The organism is Micromonospora sp. NPDC005173, from assembly GCF_040608515.1.
Taxonomy (GTDB): domain Bacteria; phylum Actinomycetota; class Actinomycetes; order Mycobacteriales; family Micromonosporaceae; genus Micromonospora.
In genome coordinates this window covers 193,722-212,554 of the sequence record NZ_JBEXIK010000003.1, presented here as the reverse complement: position 1 = coordinate 212,554, position 18,833 = coordinate 193,722, and the positions used below count along the sequence as shown (strand labels likewise).

15 protein-coding genes are annotated in these 18,833 nt (G+C 74.0%); 8 read left to right on the top strand and 7 right to left on the bottom strand.

Annotated elements, in window-relative coordinates; translation table 11 throughout:
- Window positions 1-22: 22 nt before the first annotated feature.
- The 3 genes from ABZV00_RS06305 to ABZV00_RS06295 form a co-directional block, all read right to left on the bottom strand.
- Window positions 23-973 carry a 4-(cytidine 5'-diphospho)-2-C-methyl-D-erythritol kinase gene (locus ABZV00_RS06305; RefSeq protein WP_328423327.1) on the bottom strand — a complete coding sequence of 317 codons (951 nt, stop codon included), beginning with the start codon at window positions 971-973 and terminating at the stop codon, window positions 23-25.
- Window positions 974-1,080: 107 nt separating this feature from the next.
- Window positions 1,081-1,950 (bottom strand): 16S rRNA (adenine(1518)-N(6)/adenine(1519)-N(6))-dimethyltransferase RsmA, encoded by an 870-nt coding sequence (gene rsmA, locus ABZV00_RS06300; protein ID WP_355602351.1) that lies wholly within the window; start codon window positions 1,948-1,950, stop codon window positions 1,081-1,083.
- A 43-nt stretch (window positions 1,951-1,993) separates the two neighbouring features.
- Window positions 1,994-2,893: a TatD family hydrolase gene (locus ABZV00_RS06295; protein ID WP_355602349.1), complete on the bottom strand. Its 900-nt coding sequence runs from the start codon at window positions 2,891-2,893 to the stop codon at window positions 1,994-1,996.
- Between the two features lie 155 nt (window positions 2,894-3,048).
- Here ABZV00_RS06295 and ABZV00_RS06290 point away from each other — a divergent pair, with 155 nt between their 5' ends.
- Window positions 3,049-4,296 carry a hypothetical protein gene (locus tag ABZV00_RS06290; RefSeq protein WP_328423321.1) on the top strand — a complete coding sequence of 416 codons (1,248 nt, stop codon included), beginning with the start codon at window positions 3,049-3,051 and terminating at the stop codon, window positions 4,294-4,296.
- A gap of 77 nt (window positions 4,297-4,373) precedes the next feature.
- Here the strand turns inward: ABZV00_RS06290 and metG are convergent, their stop codons facing one another.
- A complete protein-coding gene (gene metG, locus ABZV00_RS06285; RefSeq protein WP_355602347.1) occupies window positions 4,374-6,176 on the bottom strand; it encodes a methionine--tRNA ligase in 1,803 nt (600 codons plus the stop codon).
- A 158-nt stretch (window positions 6,177-6,334) separates the two neighbouring features.
- On the opposite strand from metG, the gene ABZV00_RS06280 reads away from it, so the two are divergent.
- Window positions 6,335-7,531 carry a hypothetical protein gene (locus ABZV00_RS06280; protein ID WP_355602345.1) on the top strand — a complete coding sequence of 399 codons (1,197 nt, stop codon included), beginning with the start codon at window positions 6,335-6,337 and terminating at the stop codon, window positions 7,529-7,531.
- 34 nt (window positions 7,532-7,565) lie between these two features.
- Here the strand turns inward: ABZV00_RS06280 and rsmI are convergent, their stop codons facing one another.
- Entirely contained in the window at window positions 7,566-8,414 is an 849-nt protein-coding gene (rsmI, locus tag ABZV00_RS06275) for a 16S rRNA (cytidine(1402)-2'-O)-methyltransferase (protein WP_355602343.1), read from the bottom strand.
- Between the two features lie 204 nt (window positions 8,415-8,618).
- Between rsmI and ABZV00_RS06270 the strand changes: the two genes are divergently transcribed.
- From ABZV00_RS06270 to ABZV00_RS06255, 4 genes are all read left to right on the top strand, one after another.
- Window positions 8,619-10,211 carry a phospholipid carrier-dependent glycosyltransferase gene (locus ABZV00_RS06270; protein WP_355602592.1) on the top strand — a complete coding sequence of 531 codons (1,593 nt, stop codon included), beginning with the start codon at window positions 8,619-8,621 and terminating at the stop codon, window positions 10,209-10,211.
- A gap of 376 nt (window positions 10,212-10,587) precedes the next feature.
- Entirely contained in the window at window positions 10,588-10,965 is a 378-nt protein-coding gene (locus tag ABZV00_RS06265; protein ID WP_355602341.1) for an MmcQ/YjbR family DNA-binding protein, read from the top strand.
- 111 nt (window positions 10,966-11,076) lie between these two features.
- Window positions 11,077-12,360, top strand: a complete 1,284-nt coding sequence (locus ABZV00_RS06260) for a VWA domain-containing protein (protein ID WP_355602339.1) — start codon at window positions 11,077-11,079, stop codon at window positions 12,358-12,360.
- Window positions 12,360-13,142, top strand: a complete 783-nt coding sequence (locus ABZV00_RS06255; protein ID WP_355602337.1) for a peptidase — start codon at window positions 12,360-12,362, stop codon at window positions 13,140-13,142. Before ABZV00_RS06260 ends, ABZV00_RS06255 begins: the two co-directional genes overlap by 1 nt.
- A gap of 49 nt (window positions 13,143-13,191) precedes the next feature.
- Here ABZV00_RS06255 and ABZV00_RS06250 read toward each other — a convergent pair whose 3' ends face one another.
- Window positions 13,192-13,461, bottom strand: a complete 270-nt coding sequence (locus ABZV00_RS06250; protein WP_355602335.1) for a hypothetical protein — start codon at window positions 13,459-13,461, stop codon at window positions 13,192-13,194.
- Window positions 13,462-13,672: 211 nt separating this feature from the next.
- On the opposite strand from ABZV00_RS06250, the gene ABZV00_RS06245 reads away from it, so the two are divergent.
- Together ABZV00_RS06245 and ABZV00_RS06240 are read left to right on the top strand one after the other, a co-directional pair.
- Window positions 13,673-14,329 (top strand): 4'-phosphopantetheinyl transferase superfamily protein, encoded by a 657-nt coding sequence (locus tag ABZV00_RS06245; RefSeq protein ID WP_355602334.1) that lies wholly within the window; start codon window positions 13,673-13,675, stop codon window positions 14,327-14,329.
- Between the two features lie 189 nt (window positions 14,330-14,518).
- Window positions 14,519-15,559: a hypothetical protein gene (locus ABZV00_RS06240; protein ID WP_355602332.1), complete on the top strand. Its 1,041-nt coding sequence runs from the start codon at window positions 14,519-14,521 to the stop codon at window positions 15,557-15,559.
- 35 nt (window positions 15,560-15,594) lie between these two features.
- Here the strand turns inward: ABZV00_RS06240 and ABZV00_RS06235 are convergent, their stop codons facing one another.
- Window positions 15,595-18,717 carry a BTAD domain-containing putative transcriptional regulator gene (locus ABZV00_RS06235; protein WP_355602330.1) on the bottom strand — a complete coding sequence of 1,041 codons (3,123 nt, stop codon included), beginning with the start codon at window positions 18,715-18,717 and terminating at the stop codon, window positions 15,595-15,597.
- Window positions 18,718-18,833: the final 116 nt, after the last annotated feature.

The following is an 18,833-nucleotide window of genomic DNA, read 5'->3' as shown; positions in this document are numbered from 1 at the left end:
CTGGAGTTGACCTTGAGCAGGGTCAGACGACGCGGGCGCCGACCACCGGGCCGTGGGCGACCCGCGCCGCACGGCACACGCCCGCGGTGGTCAACTCGGCGGCGATCCGCTCCGCGTCGGCCGCCCCGGCGGCGAGGAAGACGCAGGTCGGGCCGGAGCCGGAGACGATGCCGGTGAGCGCGCCGGCCGCCTCGCCGGCCTTGAGGGTGTCGGCCAGCGCCGGGCGCATGGCCAGCGCGGCGTCCTGGAGATCGTTGCCGAGCGTGCGGGCGAGCACCCGGGGGTCGCGCTGGCGCAGCGCGCCCAGCAGCGCGTCGGTGCTGCCCAGCGGGGCGCCGGCCGCACCGGAGTCGCGGAGCCGGTCCAGCTCGCGGTACGCGGCCGGGGTGGACAGGCCGCCGTCGGCGATGGCCACGACCCAGTACCAGGAGGTGGGGCGTGCCAGTACGGGGCTCACGGCCTCACCCCGGCCGGTGCCCAGCGCGGTGCCGCCGTAGATCAGAAACGGCACGTCGGAGCCCAGATCGGCGGCGATCCCGGCCAGCTCGTCGCGGGACAGTCCGGTGCCCCAGAGCGCGTCGCAGGCCACCAGCGCGGCGGCCGCGTCGGCACTGCCGCCAGCCAGCCCGCCGGCGAGCGGGATCTGCTTGCGCAGGTGCAGCCGGGCGTGCGGCAGCACCCCGGCGTACCCGGCGAGGGCGTGCGCGGCGCGGATCACCAGGTTGGTGTCGTCCAGCGCCAACTCGCCGGTGCCCTCGCCCTCCATGGTCAGCGTGAGCGTGTCGCCGCGCCGAGCGGTCAGCTCGTCGTAGATGGAGATGGCGTGGTAGACGGTGTTCAGCTCGTGGTAGCCGTCCCGGCGCAGCGGGCCCACCCCGAGGTGCAGGTTGACCTTCGCGGGCACCCGGACCTTCACCGGGCCGCTGGCCCCACGCCGCTCGTCCTCCTCGTCCGGTCGCCAGGCCTCGGTCACGGGGCGATCTCCCGCACGCGCAGGCGAATGTCGAACGGCTTGGCCACGATCAGCTCCTCGGTGTGGTCGGTACTCACCCGGACCTCCTCGACGGGCACGGCGTCAGCCTACTTCGCGGCCGGCGTACCGACTGGAGCCGACGCGGCGATGGCGGCGAACTGCTCGACGGTGAGCGACTCCCCCCGGGCGCCGGGGTCGACGCCGGCGGCGGTGAGCGCGGCGGCGGCCCGGTCCGCGCCGCCGGCCCAGCCGGCCAGCGCGGCGCGCAGGGTCTTGCGGCGCTGCGCGAACGCCGCGTCCACCACGGCGAAGACCCGTTGCCGGGGTACGTCGGCGCGGGGTGGTTGGCGGCAGGTGAAGGCGACCAGACCGGAGTCGACGTTGGGCACCGGCCAGAACACGTTCGGCGGCACCCGGCCGGCGCCCCGGGCCTGGGCGTACCAGGCGAGCTTGACCGACGGGATGCCGTACACCTTGGAGCCGGGACCGGCGACCAGCCGGTCGGCGACCTCCTTCTGCACCATCACCAGGCCGCGCCGCAGGCTGGGCAGCTCGGCGAGCAGGTGCAGCACCACCGGCACGGCCACGTTGTAGGGCAGGTTCGCCACCAGCGCGGTCGGCGGAGGGTCGGCCAGCTCGGCGGCGTCGATGCGCAGCGCGTCGGCGCGATGCACGGTGAGTCGGCCGGCGTCCGCCCCGGCGTGCCGGGCGACGGTCTCCGGCAGCGCGCCGGCGAGCACCGGGTCGATCTCCACGGCGTGCACGTGCCCGGCGACCGGCAGCAGCCCCAGGGTGAGCGAGCCGAGCCCGGGGCCGACCTCCAGGGCCACGTCATCGGGAGTCAGGCCGGCGGCCGTGACGATTCGGCGCACGGTGTTCGGATCGTGCACGAAGTTCTGGCCCAGCTTCTTGGTGGGCGCGACGCCCAGCCGGGCGGCGAGTTCCCGGATCTCCGCCGGGCCGAGGAGACCGGTCATGCCTGGGAGCGTAGCGGCGGCAGGGACGACCGTCGGGCCGGGCTCACCACGGGCCGAAGACCCGGTCGCCGGTGGCCGAGATGGCCGCGCACAGCTCGTCCAGGTCGGTGCCGGTGGTCGCGGCGAGCGAGCGGACGGTGAGCGGGATCAGGTACGACGCGTTCGGCCGGCCCCGGTGCGGCATCGGGGTGAGATAGGGCGCGTCGGTCTCCACCAGGATCTGATCCACGGGGGTGAGCGCGGCGGCCTCGCGCAGCGCGGTGGCACTGCCGAAGGTGACGGTGCCGGCGAAGCTGAGCAGGTAGCCGCGGCGGACGCACTCGCGGGCGAAGTCGGCGTCACCGGAGAAGCAGTGCAGCACCACGGTGTCCGGGGAGCCCTCGTCGTCGAGGATCCGCAGCACGTCGGCGTGGGCGTCCCGGTCATGGATGACCAGCGCCCGGCCGTACCGCTTGGCGATGGCGATGTGCGCCCGGAAGCTTTCCTCCTGCGCGGCGCGCCCCTCGTCGCCGGTCCGGAAGAAGTCCATCCCGGTCTCGCCGATCCCCCGGACCCGCTCCCGGGCGGCGAGCGACTCGATCTCCCGCAGCGCCTCGTCGAGGTCGGCCAGCCGGGGCGCCTCGTTCGGGTGCAGTGCCACCGTGGCCAGCACGGCGGGGTGCCGGTCGGCGGTGTCCGCGCCCCACCGGGAGGAGGCGACGTCCACACCCACCTGGACCAGCCGGTCCACGCCGACGCCGGTGGCCAGCGCGATCGCCGCGGCGACCGGGTCATCGGCGGACCCGCCGCCGGGTACGCCGGCCTCGCTGACGGTGATGTCCAGGTGGGTGTGGCTGTCCAGCACCGGCCGGGGCAGTGGCTCGGGGGCGGGCGGGAACTCTCCGGCCCGCCGGGCGGCCCGCTCGCGGCGGGTTTCAGTGGGCTCGCTCATCAGCGACAGCATCACACACCGGGGCTGTCCATCCGCCCGCCACCCGACGTTCACCTCGACTACGCCGCGCGACTCTACCGTCGCCGCGTGAGCGAGCGCAGCGAGCGAACCATGAGGCGCGGCAGCGTGGCGTCTCGCGCCGCTGCCGAGCGGTGCGAGGTGGCGGTGTGAGCGTCACCCCCCAGTCCAGCGGCGCCGCCAGCGAACGTACCGGGCTGCGCGTGGCGTTCGGCGGCGGCGTCTACCCGGCCGAGGAGATCGCCCGGGGCGCCGCGTACGAGCTGTTCAGCGCCGACGAGGTGCAGGGCTTCGAGTGGGCGCCCCGACCGGGCAGCGCCCTGCCGTGGCGCCGGTTCGTGCACGTCACCGAGGTGGCCGCGGTGCACGGGGCGACGGAGCCGGCCGAGGAGCCGGAGACGCCGCTGATGATGCCTGCGCACCGGGAGCGGGGTTGGGCGCAGCTGCAACAGCTCAGCCAGCAGCCGGCCTCGGCGGGTGACCCGATGCTGGCGGCGGCACGCGCGTCGGCGGTGATCCGGCGGGGCACCCGGATGGTGAAGGTGCTCTCCCCCAGGCAGCTCGCCGGGTACGTGCGGGGGTGGCTGCCGCACGGCTTCTGCTACCGCGAGCACGACGTGGCGCACCTGCGCACACCAGCGGCGACCACGGTGCTGCGTACCGACGGCGAGGTCGGGCGGGACGGCCTGGACGTGGCGTACGCGCTGCGCTGGCGGGCCGCCGACCCGGGGGACTACGCCGTGCCGGTGGGCGAGGCGCACCGTGGCCTGACCGCGCTGGCTCCCCGGGACCGGCTGGGTCCGCCGGTGCTGGGCACGGGCTTCGTGCCGAGCAACGGCCAGCTCATCCCGGAGTTCATCACCCGGGACTTCGCCGATCTGCCGATGCCGGCGAACGCCGCCCTGCTCGCCTACCCGGCGGAGGGGGTGGAGGTTGTGCTCTACACCTACCAGGCCGAACAGCGCGGCTGGCTACGGATGGTGGGCCCGCAGTGGCGACACCTGCTGTCGGCGGTGCCGGGTCTCTCCCCGGACCAGGAGTACGTGCCGACCGGGGACTCCCTGCGCTCCACCCAACTGGTCGGCGTGCACGGCGACAGCGAGTACGAGGCGGTGGCCGATCTGCCCGGCGGGTTCCGGGTGCTGGCGATGACCCGGGCGGCCCGCTACCCGGTGGAGCAGGTCGCCCGGCGGCTCCGGTTCGCGCAGTGGCGGGGCGTGCCCTGCCTGGTGCTGCGGGAGGAGGCCGGCTGGCTGCGGTTGCGGCTGCGCTTCCCGGACCCGGACACGGTGCTCGCCACCGGGGCGCAGTGCCACGATCGCGGCGTCTACGAGGCGTGGGCGCCGGGCGCCGAGGTGACCGACGACCAGGTGATGGACACGCGGTACGCGATGTGACGCCGGCCGTCCAGGCGAGGCGAGGCGAGGCCCCGGGATTCCCCCGGGGCCGCGCTCAGCCGTGCGGCTTGTCGCGCTCAGCCGGCCAGCCGGGCCAGCTCCTCGTCGACGATCGACGGGTCGAGCTTGCGGAACACCGGCTTCGGCGCGGCCAGCGGCCGCCCCGACTCCAGCGGCACCGACTCCCAGCGCGCGCCGACCGTGTAGTCCCCGGTCAGCACCGGGTACGCCGGCCCGCCGTCCAGGTCGTCGACCTGCTCGATGACCGGCATCGGGGCGTGCACGCCGGTGCCGCCGAGCAGCTCGTGCACCTGCTGCGCGGAGTGCGGCAGGAACGGGGTGAGCAGCGTGTTGGCTTCGCTGACCACCTGGAGGGCGACGTGCAGGATGGTGCCCATCCGGGGCTTGTCCGCCTCGTCCTTGAGCTTCCACGGCGCCTGCTCGGAGAGGTACCGGTTGGCCTCGGCGACCACCTTCATGGCCTCACCGATCGCCTGCTTCTGCCGGTGCCGGCCGATCAGGTCGCCGACCGTGGTGAAGCCGGCCCGGGCCACCGCGAGCAGCGCCTCGTCGGCCTCGGTGAGCCCGGCCGCGTCGACCGGCGGGATGGCGCCGAAGTTCTTCGCCGCCATCGAGACGGACCGGTTGACCAGGTTGCCCCAGCCGGCGACCAGTTCGTCGTTGTTGCGGCGGAGGAACTCGGCCCAGGTGAAGTCGGTGTCGTTGCTCTCCGGGCCGGCGGCGGCGATGAAGTAGCGCAGCGCGTCGGCGTCGTAGCGCTCCAGGAAGTCCCGGACGTAGATGACCACCTTGCGGGACGAGGAGAACTTCCGGCCCTCCATGGTCAGGTACTCGCTGGAGACCACCTCGGTGGGCAGGTTGAGCCGGCCCAACTCGCCCGGCTCACCGTCGCGGGAGCCCTCGCCGGAGTAGCCGGAGAGCAGCGCCGGCCAGATCACCGAGTGGAAGACGATGTTGTCCTTGCCCATGAAGTAGTACGACCGGGCGTCCTTGCCCTCGCCGTCGGTGGACCACCACCGGCGCCAGGCCTCCGGGTCGCCCGAGCGGCGGGCCCACTCGATCGAGGCGGACAGGTAGCCGATCACGGCGTCGAACCAGACGTAGATCCGCTTGTCCGGCCGGTCTCGCCAGCCGTCCAGCGGGATCGGTACGCCCCACTCCAGGTCCCGGGTGATCGCCCGGGGCTGGAGGTCGTCGAGCAGGTTGCGGGAGAACCGCAGCACGTTCGGCCGCCACCCCTCCCGGGTGTCCAGCCACTGCCGCAGCACGTCGGCCAGGGCGGGCAGGTCCAGGAAGAAGTGCTCGGTCTCGACGAACTTCGGGGTCTCTCCGTTGATCCGCGACTTCGGGTTGATCAGGTCGATCGGGTCGAGCTGGTTGCCGCAGTTGTCGCACTGGTCGCCACGGGCGCTGTCGTACCCGCAGATCGGGCAGGTGCCCTCGATGTACCGGTCGGGCAGGGTGCGCCCGGTGGATGGGGAGATCGCGCCCATGGTGGTCTTCGGCACGATGTAGCCGTTGCGGTACATCCCCTCGAACAACTCCTGCACCACCGCGTAGTGGTTGCGGGTGGTGGTGCGGGTGAACAGGTCGTAGGTGAGCCCGAGACCGTGCAGGTCCTCCACGATCACCCGGTTGTACCGGTCGGCCAGCTCGCGCGGGGTCACCCCGTCGGCGTCGGCCTGCACCTGGATCGGGGTGCCGTGCTCGTCGGTGCCCGAGACCATGAGCACGTCGTGGCCGGCCATCCGCATGTACCGGGCGAAGACGTCGGAGGGAACGCCGAAACCGGAGACGTGGCCGATGTGGCGGGGGCCGTTGGCGTACGGCCAGGCCACTGCCGCGAGAACGTGACTCATGAGCAGCAAGCCTAGTGACCCGTCCGGTGCGACCGCGAACCAATAGGGGGTGCCGGGGCGGCGGACCGTGCCGACCACCCCGCCCATTGGTCCGATTTGTCGCCGACACGCGGCTGAGCTGCCCGATCATCCTCGTGGCCCGGTGTGCAATGAACGACGTGACTGGCAGACGAGCGGCCCGGGATCACGACGACCGTCCCACCGGTCCCGCGGTCGACGACGACCCGAGCCCCGGACCTGGCGGGTCGCGGGGCGCGTCGGTCGCGCCCCAACCCCGGCCGGTGCCCGGGGAAGACGCGAACCGTGCCCCGGACGACGCCACTCCCCGACCAGCCGTCGCCCCACGACCTGGCCCCAACCCCCGACCGGGCGCCGCGCCGGCACCCGGCTCCGCCCCCGCCGCCGATCGGCCGGGCCGGCAGCGGCCCACGCCGGCAGGGCGGCCGGCCACGCCGAGGCGGGACGACGCGGCGGGGCTCGCCGCCACCCCGGCCCGTCCGGCGCCGGCCGCGCCGGCACCCACCCCGGCCCGTCCCGCTCCGGCGGCACCGGCACCCAGCCCGGCCCGCCCCACCCCGTCGGGCTCGACGGACGGCTCACCGTCCGGCGGTGGGGAGCCCGCCGCAGGGGTCGTCGAAGTGGAGCCGACCACCGGGGCGCCGGTGGACGCGGTGCCACGCCGGGTGCCGGTCCGGCAGCTGAGCCGCTGGCACCGGGGCGCCCGCCGGACCGACGACGGCGCCGTCTGGGCGCCGATCGAACAGGTGCACTGGGACGGCACCCCCGTCCGGGAGGACCCCGCGCCGGAACGGGACCGCGGCTCCCGCGCGGCTTGGCGCCGGGCGGGGGCCCGTACCGCCCCACCGCCGGACCCGCTGCCCGGGCTCGCCGCGCTCGTGCTGCTGAGCCTGGTCACGGCCTTCTTCGCCTGGGTCAGCGCCGGCCCGTTCTGGCTCGCGGTCGGTCATGCCCGGGTCGGCACGGTGGTGATCGACAAGTGCATCGGCGGCGAACTCACCCAGCGGTGCCGGGGGATCTTCATGGCCGACGACGGGCGGTTCCTGGCACACGGGGTACGGGTCACCGGGGTGCCCGCCGGGAAGAACGCTGCAGGGACGGCTCTGCCAGCGAGGATGGCCGGCCCGGACGGCGGCACCGCGTACGCCGACACCGGCATGGGCCGGCACCTGCGCTGGGTGCCCGGCCTGTTGGTGATCCTCGCCTGCGCGGCCGGCATCACCCGGTGGACCGGGTCGACCCGGCTGGCCGGCCGACGGAACCGCCGCTGGGCGGTGAGCGCCGCGGTGGCCGGCCCGGCCCTGATCACCCTCGGCTTCCTGGCCGCCGCCTGGTGAACACGCCTCGGGGCCGGCGCGGCGGGAGTGGGGGTCAGCTGTGCACGATCGTGTAGACGTCGCGGCGGCGCAGCGCGTACTCGGTGGCGACATCGGTGATGGCGTCGCGGCGGGACCGGCCGGCCGCCTCCCGCTCGGCGACGGCCGCGCGCAGGGTGTCGTCGTCGGGCCGTTCCGGGGCCGTCACCGGCGCCCCGGCCACCACGAGGGTGATCTCCCCGCGCGGATCCCCCTCGGCGGCCCACCGGGCCAGCTCGCCGAGCGGGCGACGGAGCACCTCCTCGTAGGTCTTCGTGAGCTCGCGGCAGACCGCGGCCGGCCGGTCCGCGCCGAACGTCTCGGCCAGGTCGGTGAGCGCCGCGCCGATCCGGTGCGGCGCCTCGAAGAAGACGAGGGTGCGCTCCTCGGCGGCGAGGGCGCGCAGCCGCGACCGGCGGGCCCCGGGGGTACGGGGCAGGAACCCCTCGAAGCAGAACCGGTCGACGGGCAGCCCGGAGACGGCCAACGCCGTGGTCACCGCGCTCGGCCCGGGGGCGACGCTGACCGGGGCCCCGACGTCCAGTGCGGCCCGGACCAGTCGGTAGCCGGGGTCGGAGACGCTCGGCATTCCGCCGTCGGTCACCAGCGCCACCACGTACCCGCCGAGGATGACCTCGACCAGCTCGGGGGTCCGCCGCTCCTCGTTGCCCTCGAAGTAGGAGACGATCCGGCCGCCGACGGTGATGTCGAGGTCGCGGGCCAGCCGGGTGAGCCGCCGGGTGTCCTCGGCGGCCACCACGTCGGCGCTGGTCAGCACCTCCCGGAACCGGGCCGAGGCGTCGGCGGGGTTGCCGAGCGGGGCACCGAGCAGGATCAGGCGCCCAGCTTCGGACATTTCACCCACGGGATCGTCTCCTTCATTGACAGCGGATACCGGTATCGGGGACGACGGGCGCCACGGGACACGTTGGCAGCCTACGATCGCCGGGTGACGAGTGCGTCGACAGCGCAGAGCCGGAGCGCCGACCCGGCAAAGACGGTCGAAGTGACCGCAGGCGAGCACCGCCCCGACCAGACAGCAGCGGCGCCCAGCGTCGCCGGGACCGGGGTGACCGGCGTGGTCCGGCGTGGGTTCACCACCGTCGATACCCGACTGGACCGGTTCTCGTGGCTGGCCACCGCCGTGGTGGTGGCCATCGCGGCGATCCTGCGCTTCGTCGGCCTGTCCGGTCCGAAGGGCAAGATCTTCGACGAAACGTACTACGCCAAGGACGCCTACGGGCTGATCAGCCGCGGCGTCGAGTGGAACTACAAGGACAACGCCCCGTCGTACGTGGTGCACCCGCCGCTGGGTAAGTGGCTGATCGGCCTCGGCGAGTGGGCCTTCGGCTACCAGGACGCCGAGTCGAAGGTCTCCGTCCCCGGGCACCTGTTCACCACCGCGCCGGAGTTCGGCTGGCGGTTCTCGGCGGCCGTGGTCGGCACCCTGTCGGTGCTGCTGCTGGTCCGCATCGGCCGGCGGATGTTCCGTTCGACGGTGCTGGGCTGCGCGGCCGGCCTGCTGCTCGCCCTGGACGGCTTCCACCTGGTGCTGTCCCGCGCGGCGCTGCTCGACATCTTCCTGCTCTTCTTCGTGCTGGCCGCGTTCGGCGCGCTGGTGCTCGACCGGGACGCCCGCCGTCGGCGCTGGGCGCGGGCGCTGGACGACGGGCTCGACCCGACCCAGCGGGGCCGCGCCGGCCGACCGCCGACCGGCTGGCGCACCTGGCCGTGGTGGCGGCTCGCCGCCGGGGTGCTGCTCGGCTGCGCCTGCGCGGTGAAGTGGAGCGCGCTGTACTTCGTGCCGGTCTTCGCGCTGCTGGTGCTTTTCTGGGAGGTCGGCGTCCGCCGCTCGGCAGGGGTCCGCCGGCCCTGGCGGGACACCCTGCTCGACGAGCTGCCCTGGCTGGTGCTGGCCGGCGTGCTCATGGTGGGCACCTACATCGCCACCTGGTCGGGCTGGCTGCTCAGCGACGACGGCTACTACCGGCTCGCGTCGTCCTACCCGAACGCCCCGCTCAGTGACACCCCGGTGATCGGCCCGCTGATCAACCTCTTCGAGTACCACCGCGCGGCGTACGGCTTCCACACCGGGCTGGACGACCCGCACAAGTACCAGTCGTGGCCGTGGCAGTGGCTGCTGCTCGGCCGTCCGGTCGCGTTCCACTACTCCGGCGACGGCGCCTGCGGCGCGTCGAGCTGCGCCTCCGAGATCCTGCTGCTCGGCACCCCGCTGCTCTGGTGGTCGTTCCTGCCCGCCCTGGTGGCGCTGACCTGGCTGGGCGTGGCCCGCCGGGACTGGCGGGCCGGCGCGATCCTGCTCAGCGTGGCGGCGGGCCTGCTGCCCTGGTTCGTGTTCGCTCTCGATGGCCGGACGATGTTCTCGTTCTACACCGCTCCGGCGCTGCCCTTCATGGTCCTGGCCGTGGTGTACGTGCTGGGCGCGCTGATCGCCCCGGCCGGGGGTGACGTCGGTGCGGTGGCTCCGCTGGTCCCCGGTGACCCGGGCTACGAACGCCGGCTGGTGGGCAGCATCGCGGCCGGGGCGTACGTGCTGCTGGTGGCGCTCTGCTTCGCGTACTTCTATCCGATCTTCGTGGGCAAGGTGATTCCGTACTCGGACTGGCTGTCCCGGATGTGGCTGGACGGTCGCTGGATATAAGCATCGACAGGCGACGCGCAGCGCAGCGCGACGAAAACGGGCCCGCACGCGTCAAGCGTGCGGGCCCGTTTCGACAAAGATGCGCGCCCCGATCGCCTGCCACGGGGGAAGCGGGCGATTGGGGCGCGCATGAAGAGCTTAACCACCGCGCACCACCGGCACAACGGGTCGACTTAGGTCAGATTTCTGACGGATGCCGGCCGGGCCGACACCTCCCCCCCAGGCGTTGACCGAGGGTGACCCGGCGTGGACCCAGAGCCAAGAACGGGCTGGTCCGGGGCCGTCGCCGACCCGTTTCGAGACCGCCATCGAGCGACCCGGGGCGCTAGGCTCGCCGGGACCGGGCGTCGCGATCGTGACGAGGGCGGGGGATGCCATGCAGTTGCTGGACCGGGTCCGGGTGATCTGCCTGGCCCTGCCCGAGGTGACCGAGCGGCCCAGCCACGGGTCGCCCACCTGGTTCGTCCGGAACAAGAGCGTCTTCGTGACCCTGCACGCCGATGGGCACCACCACAACGACTTTCCCCACCTGTGGTGCGCCGCCCCTCCGGGAGCCCAGGCCGAGCTGACCGCCGCCGACTCGGCCCGGTTCTTCCGACCGCCCTATGTGGGCGGTCGGGGCTGGCTCGGCGTACGGCTCGACGGCGCGGTCGACTGGACCGAGATCGACGAGTTGTGCCGCGATGCCTACCGGGAGATCGCGCCGAAGCGGCTGGTCACGCTGCTTGACGCCGCTCCCGACGAGCCGGCCTGACCCCGCCCGCCACACCCCACCGCTCTCGCGCACCGCCGGTCCGGCACCTGGACGATCGCCAATCCGCCACCCAAATGATCATCCAAAGTGGATCTCACTACACTGCGGCCCGTGATCAACTTCAGACGATCGGCGGCCGTCCTCCTCGGACTGCTGGCGACCACCGCACTGACCGGGCCGGCCCCGGCGGCGGCCGACGACCAGGAGCCGGTGGCCGAGCCGCCCCGGGTCGAGCTGGTGCTCGACGTCAGCGGCTCGATGCGGGCCGCGGACATCGACGGGCGCAGCCGGATCTCGGTCGCCCAGCAGGCGTTCAACGAGGTGGTGGACGCGCTTCCGGCGGAGACCCAGCTCGGCATCCGGGTGCTCGGCGCGACCTACCGGGGCAAGGACAAGAAGGTCGGTTGCCAGGACACCCAGCAGATCGTGCCGGTCGGGCCGGTCGACCGGGCCCGGGCCAAGGCGGCGGTGGCGACGCTGCGACCGACCGGGTTCACGCCCGTCGGCCTCGCGCTGCGCTCCGCCGCGCAGGACCTGGGCACCGGGGCCACCACCCGGAGGATCGTGCTGATCACCGACGGAGAGGACACCTGCGCCCCGCCGGACCCGTGCGAGGTGGCTCGGGAACTGGCCGCCCAGGGCACCAGCCTGGTGGTCGACACGCTTGGTCTGGCCCCCGACGAGAAGGTCCGCAAGCAGCTGCTCTGCATCGCCGGTGCGACCGGGGGCACCTACACGGCGGCGCAGAGCGCCGAGGAGCTGACCGACCGCATCAAGCAGCTCGTCGAGCGGGCCGGCGACACGCACACCCTGGCCCCGACCGTGGTCGGCGGCACGAACGCCTGCGACTCCGCCCCGCTGCTGGCCCCCGGCGTGTACGCCGACCGGGAGTCGTTCTCCGAGCACCGGTACTACCGGGTGCCGGTGCGTCCCGGGCAGGAGCTGCGCGCGTCGGTGAGCATGGCGCTGGACCGGCCGGTGAACCGGGACTACGGGGTGCTGCTGCGGGCCACCGCGGCGGACGGCCGGGAACTGGTCCGTGGCGCGGACGCCGGCAGCGGGCGCGCCGACGTGCTCTCCGCCGGGCTGCGCTGGTCGGCCAGCGCCGACGACGAGGACGCCACCGAGGCCGAGGCAACCCCGACGGCGATCGAGCCCACCACCGTCTGCCTGGTGGTGAGCAACTCCTTCGCCCCGCGCCCCGGCACCTCGGCGACCCCCGGCATGCCGGTGGAGCTGACCATCGACGTGGTCGCTGCCGCACCCGCGCCGGACGGGCCGGACCTCGGCCGGGGCTGGATGCTGCTCGCCCTGCTAACCGTTGCCGGCCTGCTCACCGGCCTGCTCGCCGGGCTGCTCACCCGCTGGTGGGTCGCCACCTGGAGGGAGAACTGATGCGTACCGCACTGTTCCGGTCGCTGGCGGCGCTGGTCGCCGCCGGAGGGTCCGCGCTGCTGCCCGCGGCGGCCGTGGCCGCCCCGACCCCCTCGCCGGGTGCCACACCGGTCACCCGGGCCGGCACGTCGTTCCTCACCGCCACGCCGATCACCGCCGGGCAACCGGTGCGGGTGGACGCCTCGGTCGGCGACCACCTCTACTGGTCGTTCCCGGCGACGGCCGGGCAGGTGCACGAGATCAGCGCCACCGTCACCTTCCCGAAGGCGCGCAGCGGAGCCTCCACCTGGACCGTCGACGTCTTCGACGGGTTGCGCCGCCGCCAGGCGTGCACCGCCGGGGCGCAGACGCCGACGGTGGACGCGCAGGCGTCGAGCGTGGCGCTTGGCTGCACCCTGCGTGAGGTGCGGCCCTGGGCGGAGCCATGGTCGGCCGACCCGCTGCCCGGCACGTACGTCATCCGGCTCTCCGTGGTGGACCTGCCGGAACCGGACCTGGGCGCGCCGATCGACGTGGACCTGCTGGTCGGCACGGTCGCCGACCGGGGCGCCTCGGCCGACGACGGCGAACTGGCCGCGCCGCTGGTGCCGAACACCAAGGCGGGCACGGTGCTCAACGCCGTACCGGCGGCGGACCCGGAGGCCGACGACGAGGGTGACTCACCGGCGGACTGGGTCCCGGATCTCGGCTCGCGCTGGGTCTGGACCGGCATCGGCGGCGTGCTCGCCGCGGTGGCCGGAGTGGTCGGCTTCGCCCTGACCCGCAGGCCCGGACGCCGCTGAGATCGTCCGGCCCCGGTGGCCGCCGCCGAGCGGCGGCCACCGGGCGGCCTCAGCCGCGCTGCGAACCGCGCGGCAGCCAGCCGATGAACCGATTCTGGAGCGACATCACCGGGGCGGTGCGCAGGTCCTCCGTGGCGGCGGCGAGACAGGAGCCGAGGTAGACGCTGAGCATCGCCCGGTCGCCCCCGTACTCCGCCAGCAGCCGACTGCGCTTCGTCGCGCACGGCCACTCATCGCCGCAGGAGCCGCAGCTCCAGCCGGGGGTTGTCGGGGCGTGCTCGTCAGCCCGCGCCCCCGGCCGTTCCGCACCATGGGTCATCGCACGTCCTCTCCAGATGTCCGCGGGACTGCCTGTTGCCGTGCCCCGGCCAGCGGCTGATGGTCCTCACCCCCGGTGTTGTCCGGGGAGCGCTGTGCGTACCTCCGGTGTTACATCTTTGCGGTACGTTGTCCCCTCGTGACAGTCGGAAAGTTGACGGTTGACCGCATGTCCTGGCAGCACGTCCATTCCTACCGACGGGTAAGCGGTCATGCGTGACCTGCTGCCAGCAACGGTCGCGGTGGCCGTCGCCGGCCCGGACGACTGGGCCGGGGACCTGCTCGCCGCCGAGCAGGCATGTCTCGGTGAGCGGGCGGTGCAGACCCGTCGGCGGGACTTCACCGCCGGGCGGGTGTGCGCCCGCCGGGCGATGACCGGCCTCGGCCTCCCGCCGGCGGCCGTGCCCGCCGCCGCCGACCGAGCGCCGGTCTGGCCGGCCGGGATCGTCGGAACCATCACCCACACCACCGGCTACTGCGCCGCCGCGGCGGCGCGCAGCACGGATATCCGGTCCGTCGGAATGGACGCCGAGCAGCACCGCGAGGTCAATGCGGGAGTACGCCGACTCGTGCTGCTGCCCGAGGAGGAGGAGAGCTGCGCCCGGCTGCCCGGCGGCATCTCCTGGCCGGTGGTGCTGTTCAGCGCCAAGGAGACCGTCTACAAGGTCTGGTACCCGATCGTCGGGAGCTGGCTGGACTTCCACGACGCCCGGCTGGACCTGGACCCGGACGCCGGTACGTTCACCGCCCGGATCGCTCCGGCGCGAGTGGACGCGGCGGCGGTCGCCGACCCGCCGGCCACCGTCACCGGCAGGTTCGTGGTCGCCGACGGGCTGGTCCGCACCGCCGCCATCCTCCCGCTCCGCTGACTCCCGGGTGCCACACGTCCATCCGTCGGGCATCCCGGCCCGACACCATCCATAGTGGTCGGTCGGCTGCTCTGCCGCCCATCCGACGGCAGCGTGGGACGGGGTCCGGAGCGGCGACCGGGCGGTACGCGACACACGGTAGCGTCGGCGAGTTCCCGAACCGCACGTACCGAAGTGTCTAGGAGTACGGTGACCCACCCCCAGCCCCCCGTCGGGCCGCAGGACCCTCAGCAGCCGAGCCCGGAGCCGCCGACCCAGCGGTTCCCGGCGACATCGCAGCCGCAGTCCGCCGCCGACCCGACGGTCCCGCAGGCACCCGTGCCGGCCAACCCGTGGTCGGCGGCGGCGAACGCGCCGCAGCCGCCGGTGTCCGGGATGCCGGTGTCCGGGGTGTCGCAGCCGGGCGTACCGGATCAGTGGGCGCCACCGACCGTGCCGCAGCCCCCGTACGCCGCCGCGCCGCAGCCGCCCTATGCCAGCGCGCCCTACCCGGCCTCGCCCGACCAGCCCTGGCCGCAGCCACCGTTCTCGGGCGGCGCGTACCCGGCGGCTGGCGGCGGCGCGTACCCGCCGCCCGGCGGGCCGGGCCACCCGCTCACAATGCCGCCGCCCGCGCCGGCGAAGAAGTCCAAGAAGACCGTGGTGATCGTCGCGGTGACCGCGGCCGTGCTCACCCTGCTGTGCTGCGCCGGCGGCATCGTGGCCGTGGTCATCGGCGCGAACCGGGCCGCCAACGAGGTGACCGAGGCGCTGCCCACCCCCGGCGTGACCCGGGGCGTCGGGCAGTCGCCGAGAACCGCCCCCTCGTCGAACCCGCCCTCGACCGACGACGACACCCGGAACATGTCGGCCGGGGAAACCCTGGTCATCGAGGGCGACGACGGCACCGTCGAGGTCACCGTGACGAAGTTCAGCACCGCCACCAAGCCCTGCGCGTCCTACGGACTCAAGCCCGACAACGGCATGTACGTGATCGCCGACGTGACCGTGACGGTCACCAAGGGCACCGGTTCAGCGAACCCGCTCTACTTCCAGTGGGTCGCCGCCGACGGCACCGAGACCAATGCGATCGCCGGCATCTTCTCCGGCTGCGGCAAGTCCATGTCGGCGGGCAACGGCCTGGCCGCCGGCACCAAGCGCACCGGCACCGTGGTGTTCGACGTGTCGGGCACCAACGGCGTGCTGGAGTACCAGCACGAGTTCGAGACCGCCGGTTCCTGGAGGCCGTAACGCCTGCGGCGGGGCCGGCCCAATGACCGGCCCCGCTACCGGTGCGGCTGCGGAGCTGAGCAGTCCGGCGGCGCGTACCCGGTCTCCCCTGCCAACCGCGCCGCCCGGCCGTCCAGCCGCAGTGCCTCGACGGCGTCTCCGGACCGCTCGGCGACACGGGCGAGGACGCGGGACACCCGGATCTCGATCGGCCGGTATCCGGAGCGGGCGGCCAGGGTCAACGCGGCCCGGCCGTGCCGCCCGGCGGCCTCCGGGTCGCCCCCGGCCAACTCGGCGGCGGCGAGGCCGGTCAGGGTCGTCGCCTCGCACCAGCAGAACCTCGTACGCCGCGCCAGTTCGAGCGCTCGGGCGTGCTGCTCGGCCGCCTCGCCCGCGTGCCCCAGCGCCAGCAGCACCCGCCCCAGCGCGTCCGCCGCCCATGCCTCGGTTCCCGCGTCGCCGATCTCCCGGGTCAGGGCCACCGCCCGCTCGGCGTCGGCACGGGCCAACTCCGCTCGATCCGTGCCGCACCAGAGCACTGCCCGGCCGGCCAGGGCGGTCGCCTCGCCGTAGCGGTAGCCGAGGTCCTGATTGGCGGCGAGCGCGCGGGCGTAGAGATCATCTGCGCCGCGCTGGTCTCCCCGATCCCGGCGCACGTTGGCCAGGTCGACCAGGAGCACGGCCACGTTGTAGTGCGCGCCGGCCCGCTCACCGCGTTCCAACGCGGCCCGGAAGTGGGCGTCCGCCTCCGCGAACGCGCCGAGCTGCCAGTGTGAAAACCCGAGGTTGGCCAGGGACATCGCCTCCCCGCCGTCGTTGCCCGATCGGCGGCTGAGCGCCAACGAGAGGCGGGCACAGTCGATCGCCGCCTGCGGGTCGCCGAGTCGCTGGTGCACCGCGCTGAGGTTGTTGAGGATTCCGGTTCGTCCCTCCTCCCAGCAGTCCGCGTCGGTGCACCGCAGCCCGTCGAGCAGATGGTCGCGAGCCTCCTCGTACCGGCCGCTGTTGACCTGCACGAGCGCGATGCTCTGGTGCATCGCGGCCTGGGCGCGGGCGTCGTCCTCGGCCTGGGCCGCGGCCAGCGCCACCGTGGCCGCGGTCAGCCATTCCTCTCGCCGACCCCGCTGGTGGAAGTAGGCGCGCAGCGCGTCGGTGAGGTGCCAGGCGTACCGGCGAGGGCCGCGCCGGGCGGCCTGCTCCACCGCCGCGGTGAGGTTCGCCGACTCGGCGTCCAGCCAGGCCAGGGCCGCATCGTTGTCCGGGAAGGGATCCACGGCCACCGGTCGCGGCAGCCGCACGAAGTGCGGGATGATCCGGCGGCCCGCGGCGTCCGCCGTGTCCAGGTAGTGGTCGAGCAGCCGCCGTAGGGCCTCCTCCTGGGCGGCCTCGTTCTCCTCCCCGGTGACCCGGTCCATGGCGTAACGACGCAACAGGTCGTGGAAGCGGTAGCGCTCCCCCGGCTGCCGCTCCAGCAGGTGCGCGGCGGCCAACGCACGCAGCCGCTGGGTGGCGGTGGCCACCGGCACGCCGGCGACCGCGCCCGCCGGGCCGGCGGTGACGCTCGGCCCGGGTACCAGAGCGAGGCGGCGGAACAGTTCCCGCTGCGGCTCCGGCAACACCCGGTACGACAGGGCGAACGCCTTCGTGACCGCGCCCTCCTCGGCGCCGTCGACGGTGAGCCCAGCCAACGGGTCCCCGTCGGTCAGCTCACGGACCAGACCGGCGATATCCGGTTTTCCCGCCGCCTGAACATTGGCCGCGGCAATGCGAAGTGCCAGCGGCAGGCGACCGCAGAGCCGGGCCAGCTCGGCTGCCGCAGTCGCATCGGTCTGCACGGCCGCCTCACCCAGCAGCGTCGCCAGCAGGCGTACCGACTCCACCGGGGTGAGCACGTCCAGCGGGAGCGGTCGGGCGTCGGCTCGGACCACCAGCTCGCCGAGGCGGTGCCGGCTGGTGACCAGTACGGTGCCGCAGGACGGGATCAGCGGCAGCACCTGGTCGGCGTGGCGGGCATTGTCCAGCACCAGCAGCACGTCCCGGCCGTCCAGCAACGAGCGGAGCAGTGCCGCTCGGCTGTCCAACCCGTCCGGCACCGCCCTCGGGTCGACCCCGAGCGCTGTCAGCAGGTGGGTGAGCGCCGTTTCCGGCGGCACCGGATCTCGGTCGGCGTCGAAGCCCCGCAGGTCCAGGTGGAGCTGCCCGTCCGGAAACGCCGCGCGGACCCGTTGCGCCCAGTGCACCGCGAGGGCGGTCTTGCCCACCCCGGCGGTGCCGCTGATCACCCAGACCCGGGTGCCGGCGGCTGGCTCGGCCAACCCGGCGTCGAGCCGGGCCAACTCGGCGTCCCGGCCGGTGAGGGTCGTGCTGGTGTGGGGCAGCCCGGCGGGGCGGACCGGCACGGAACCGGCTCCTCCGAGCGGTACGGCGACGTCGGCGGGCGGCCCCAGCGTCGGGTCGGCGCGCAGGATCCGTTCCTCAAGGCGGCGCAGTGCCGGGGCCGGGTCGAGGCCGAACTCGTCGGCGAGGCGATCGCGTACCTGTCGGTAGGTGGTCAGCGCCCGGTCGGCGCGACCCTCCCGGTACAGGGCGAGCATGAGCTGACCGACCAGCCGCTGGCGGCCGGGTTGCCGGACCACCGCGTCGGTCAACTCGTCGGCGACCTGCCGGGAACGCCCCCGCCGCAGCAGCACCTCGGCCCGCTCCTCCACTGCCGCCCAGCGGGCCTCGCGCAGGCCGGCGCACAGCCGGTGCCGCACCTGCTCGTCGGCCACGCCGGCGAGCGGCTCCCCCCGCCACAGAGCCAGCGCCTGATCGAACAGATCCACGGCGACGTCGTCGCCGGCCGCCCGGGCCTGCGCGATCAGTGCGGTGAACTGGTGCGCGTCGACCGCCAGTGGGTCGACCCGGAGCAGGTAGCCGGGCTCGCGGCCGATCAGCTCCACCGGCGCCCCCACCCGCCGCAACGCGGTGCGCAGCCGCGAGACCAGCGCCTGCACGGTGCCCCGGGCACTGCGTGGCGGCGCCTGACCCCACACCAGGTCGATCAGTCGGTCTACCGCCACCACTCGGTCCGGCTCCAGCAGCAGCACCGCGAGAACGAGTCGGGGCTGGCGCCCACCGAGGTCGACCCGGACACCGTGCGTCCACGCCTCAACCGAGCCCAACACACGGAACTCCATCGACCCACCTCCCCGTCGGCGAGTATGACGGTCTGCAATGGACCGTCTGCAAGCCGGTTGCAAGCTGCCTGCATACATGGCTGTGGATCGTGACTCCCATCCCGACCCGGCGGTCC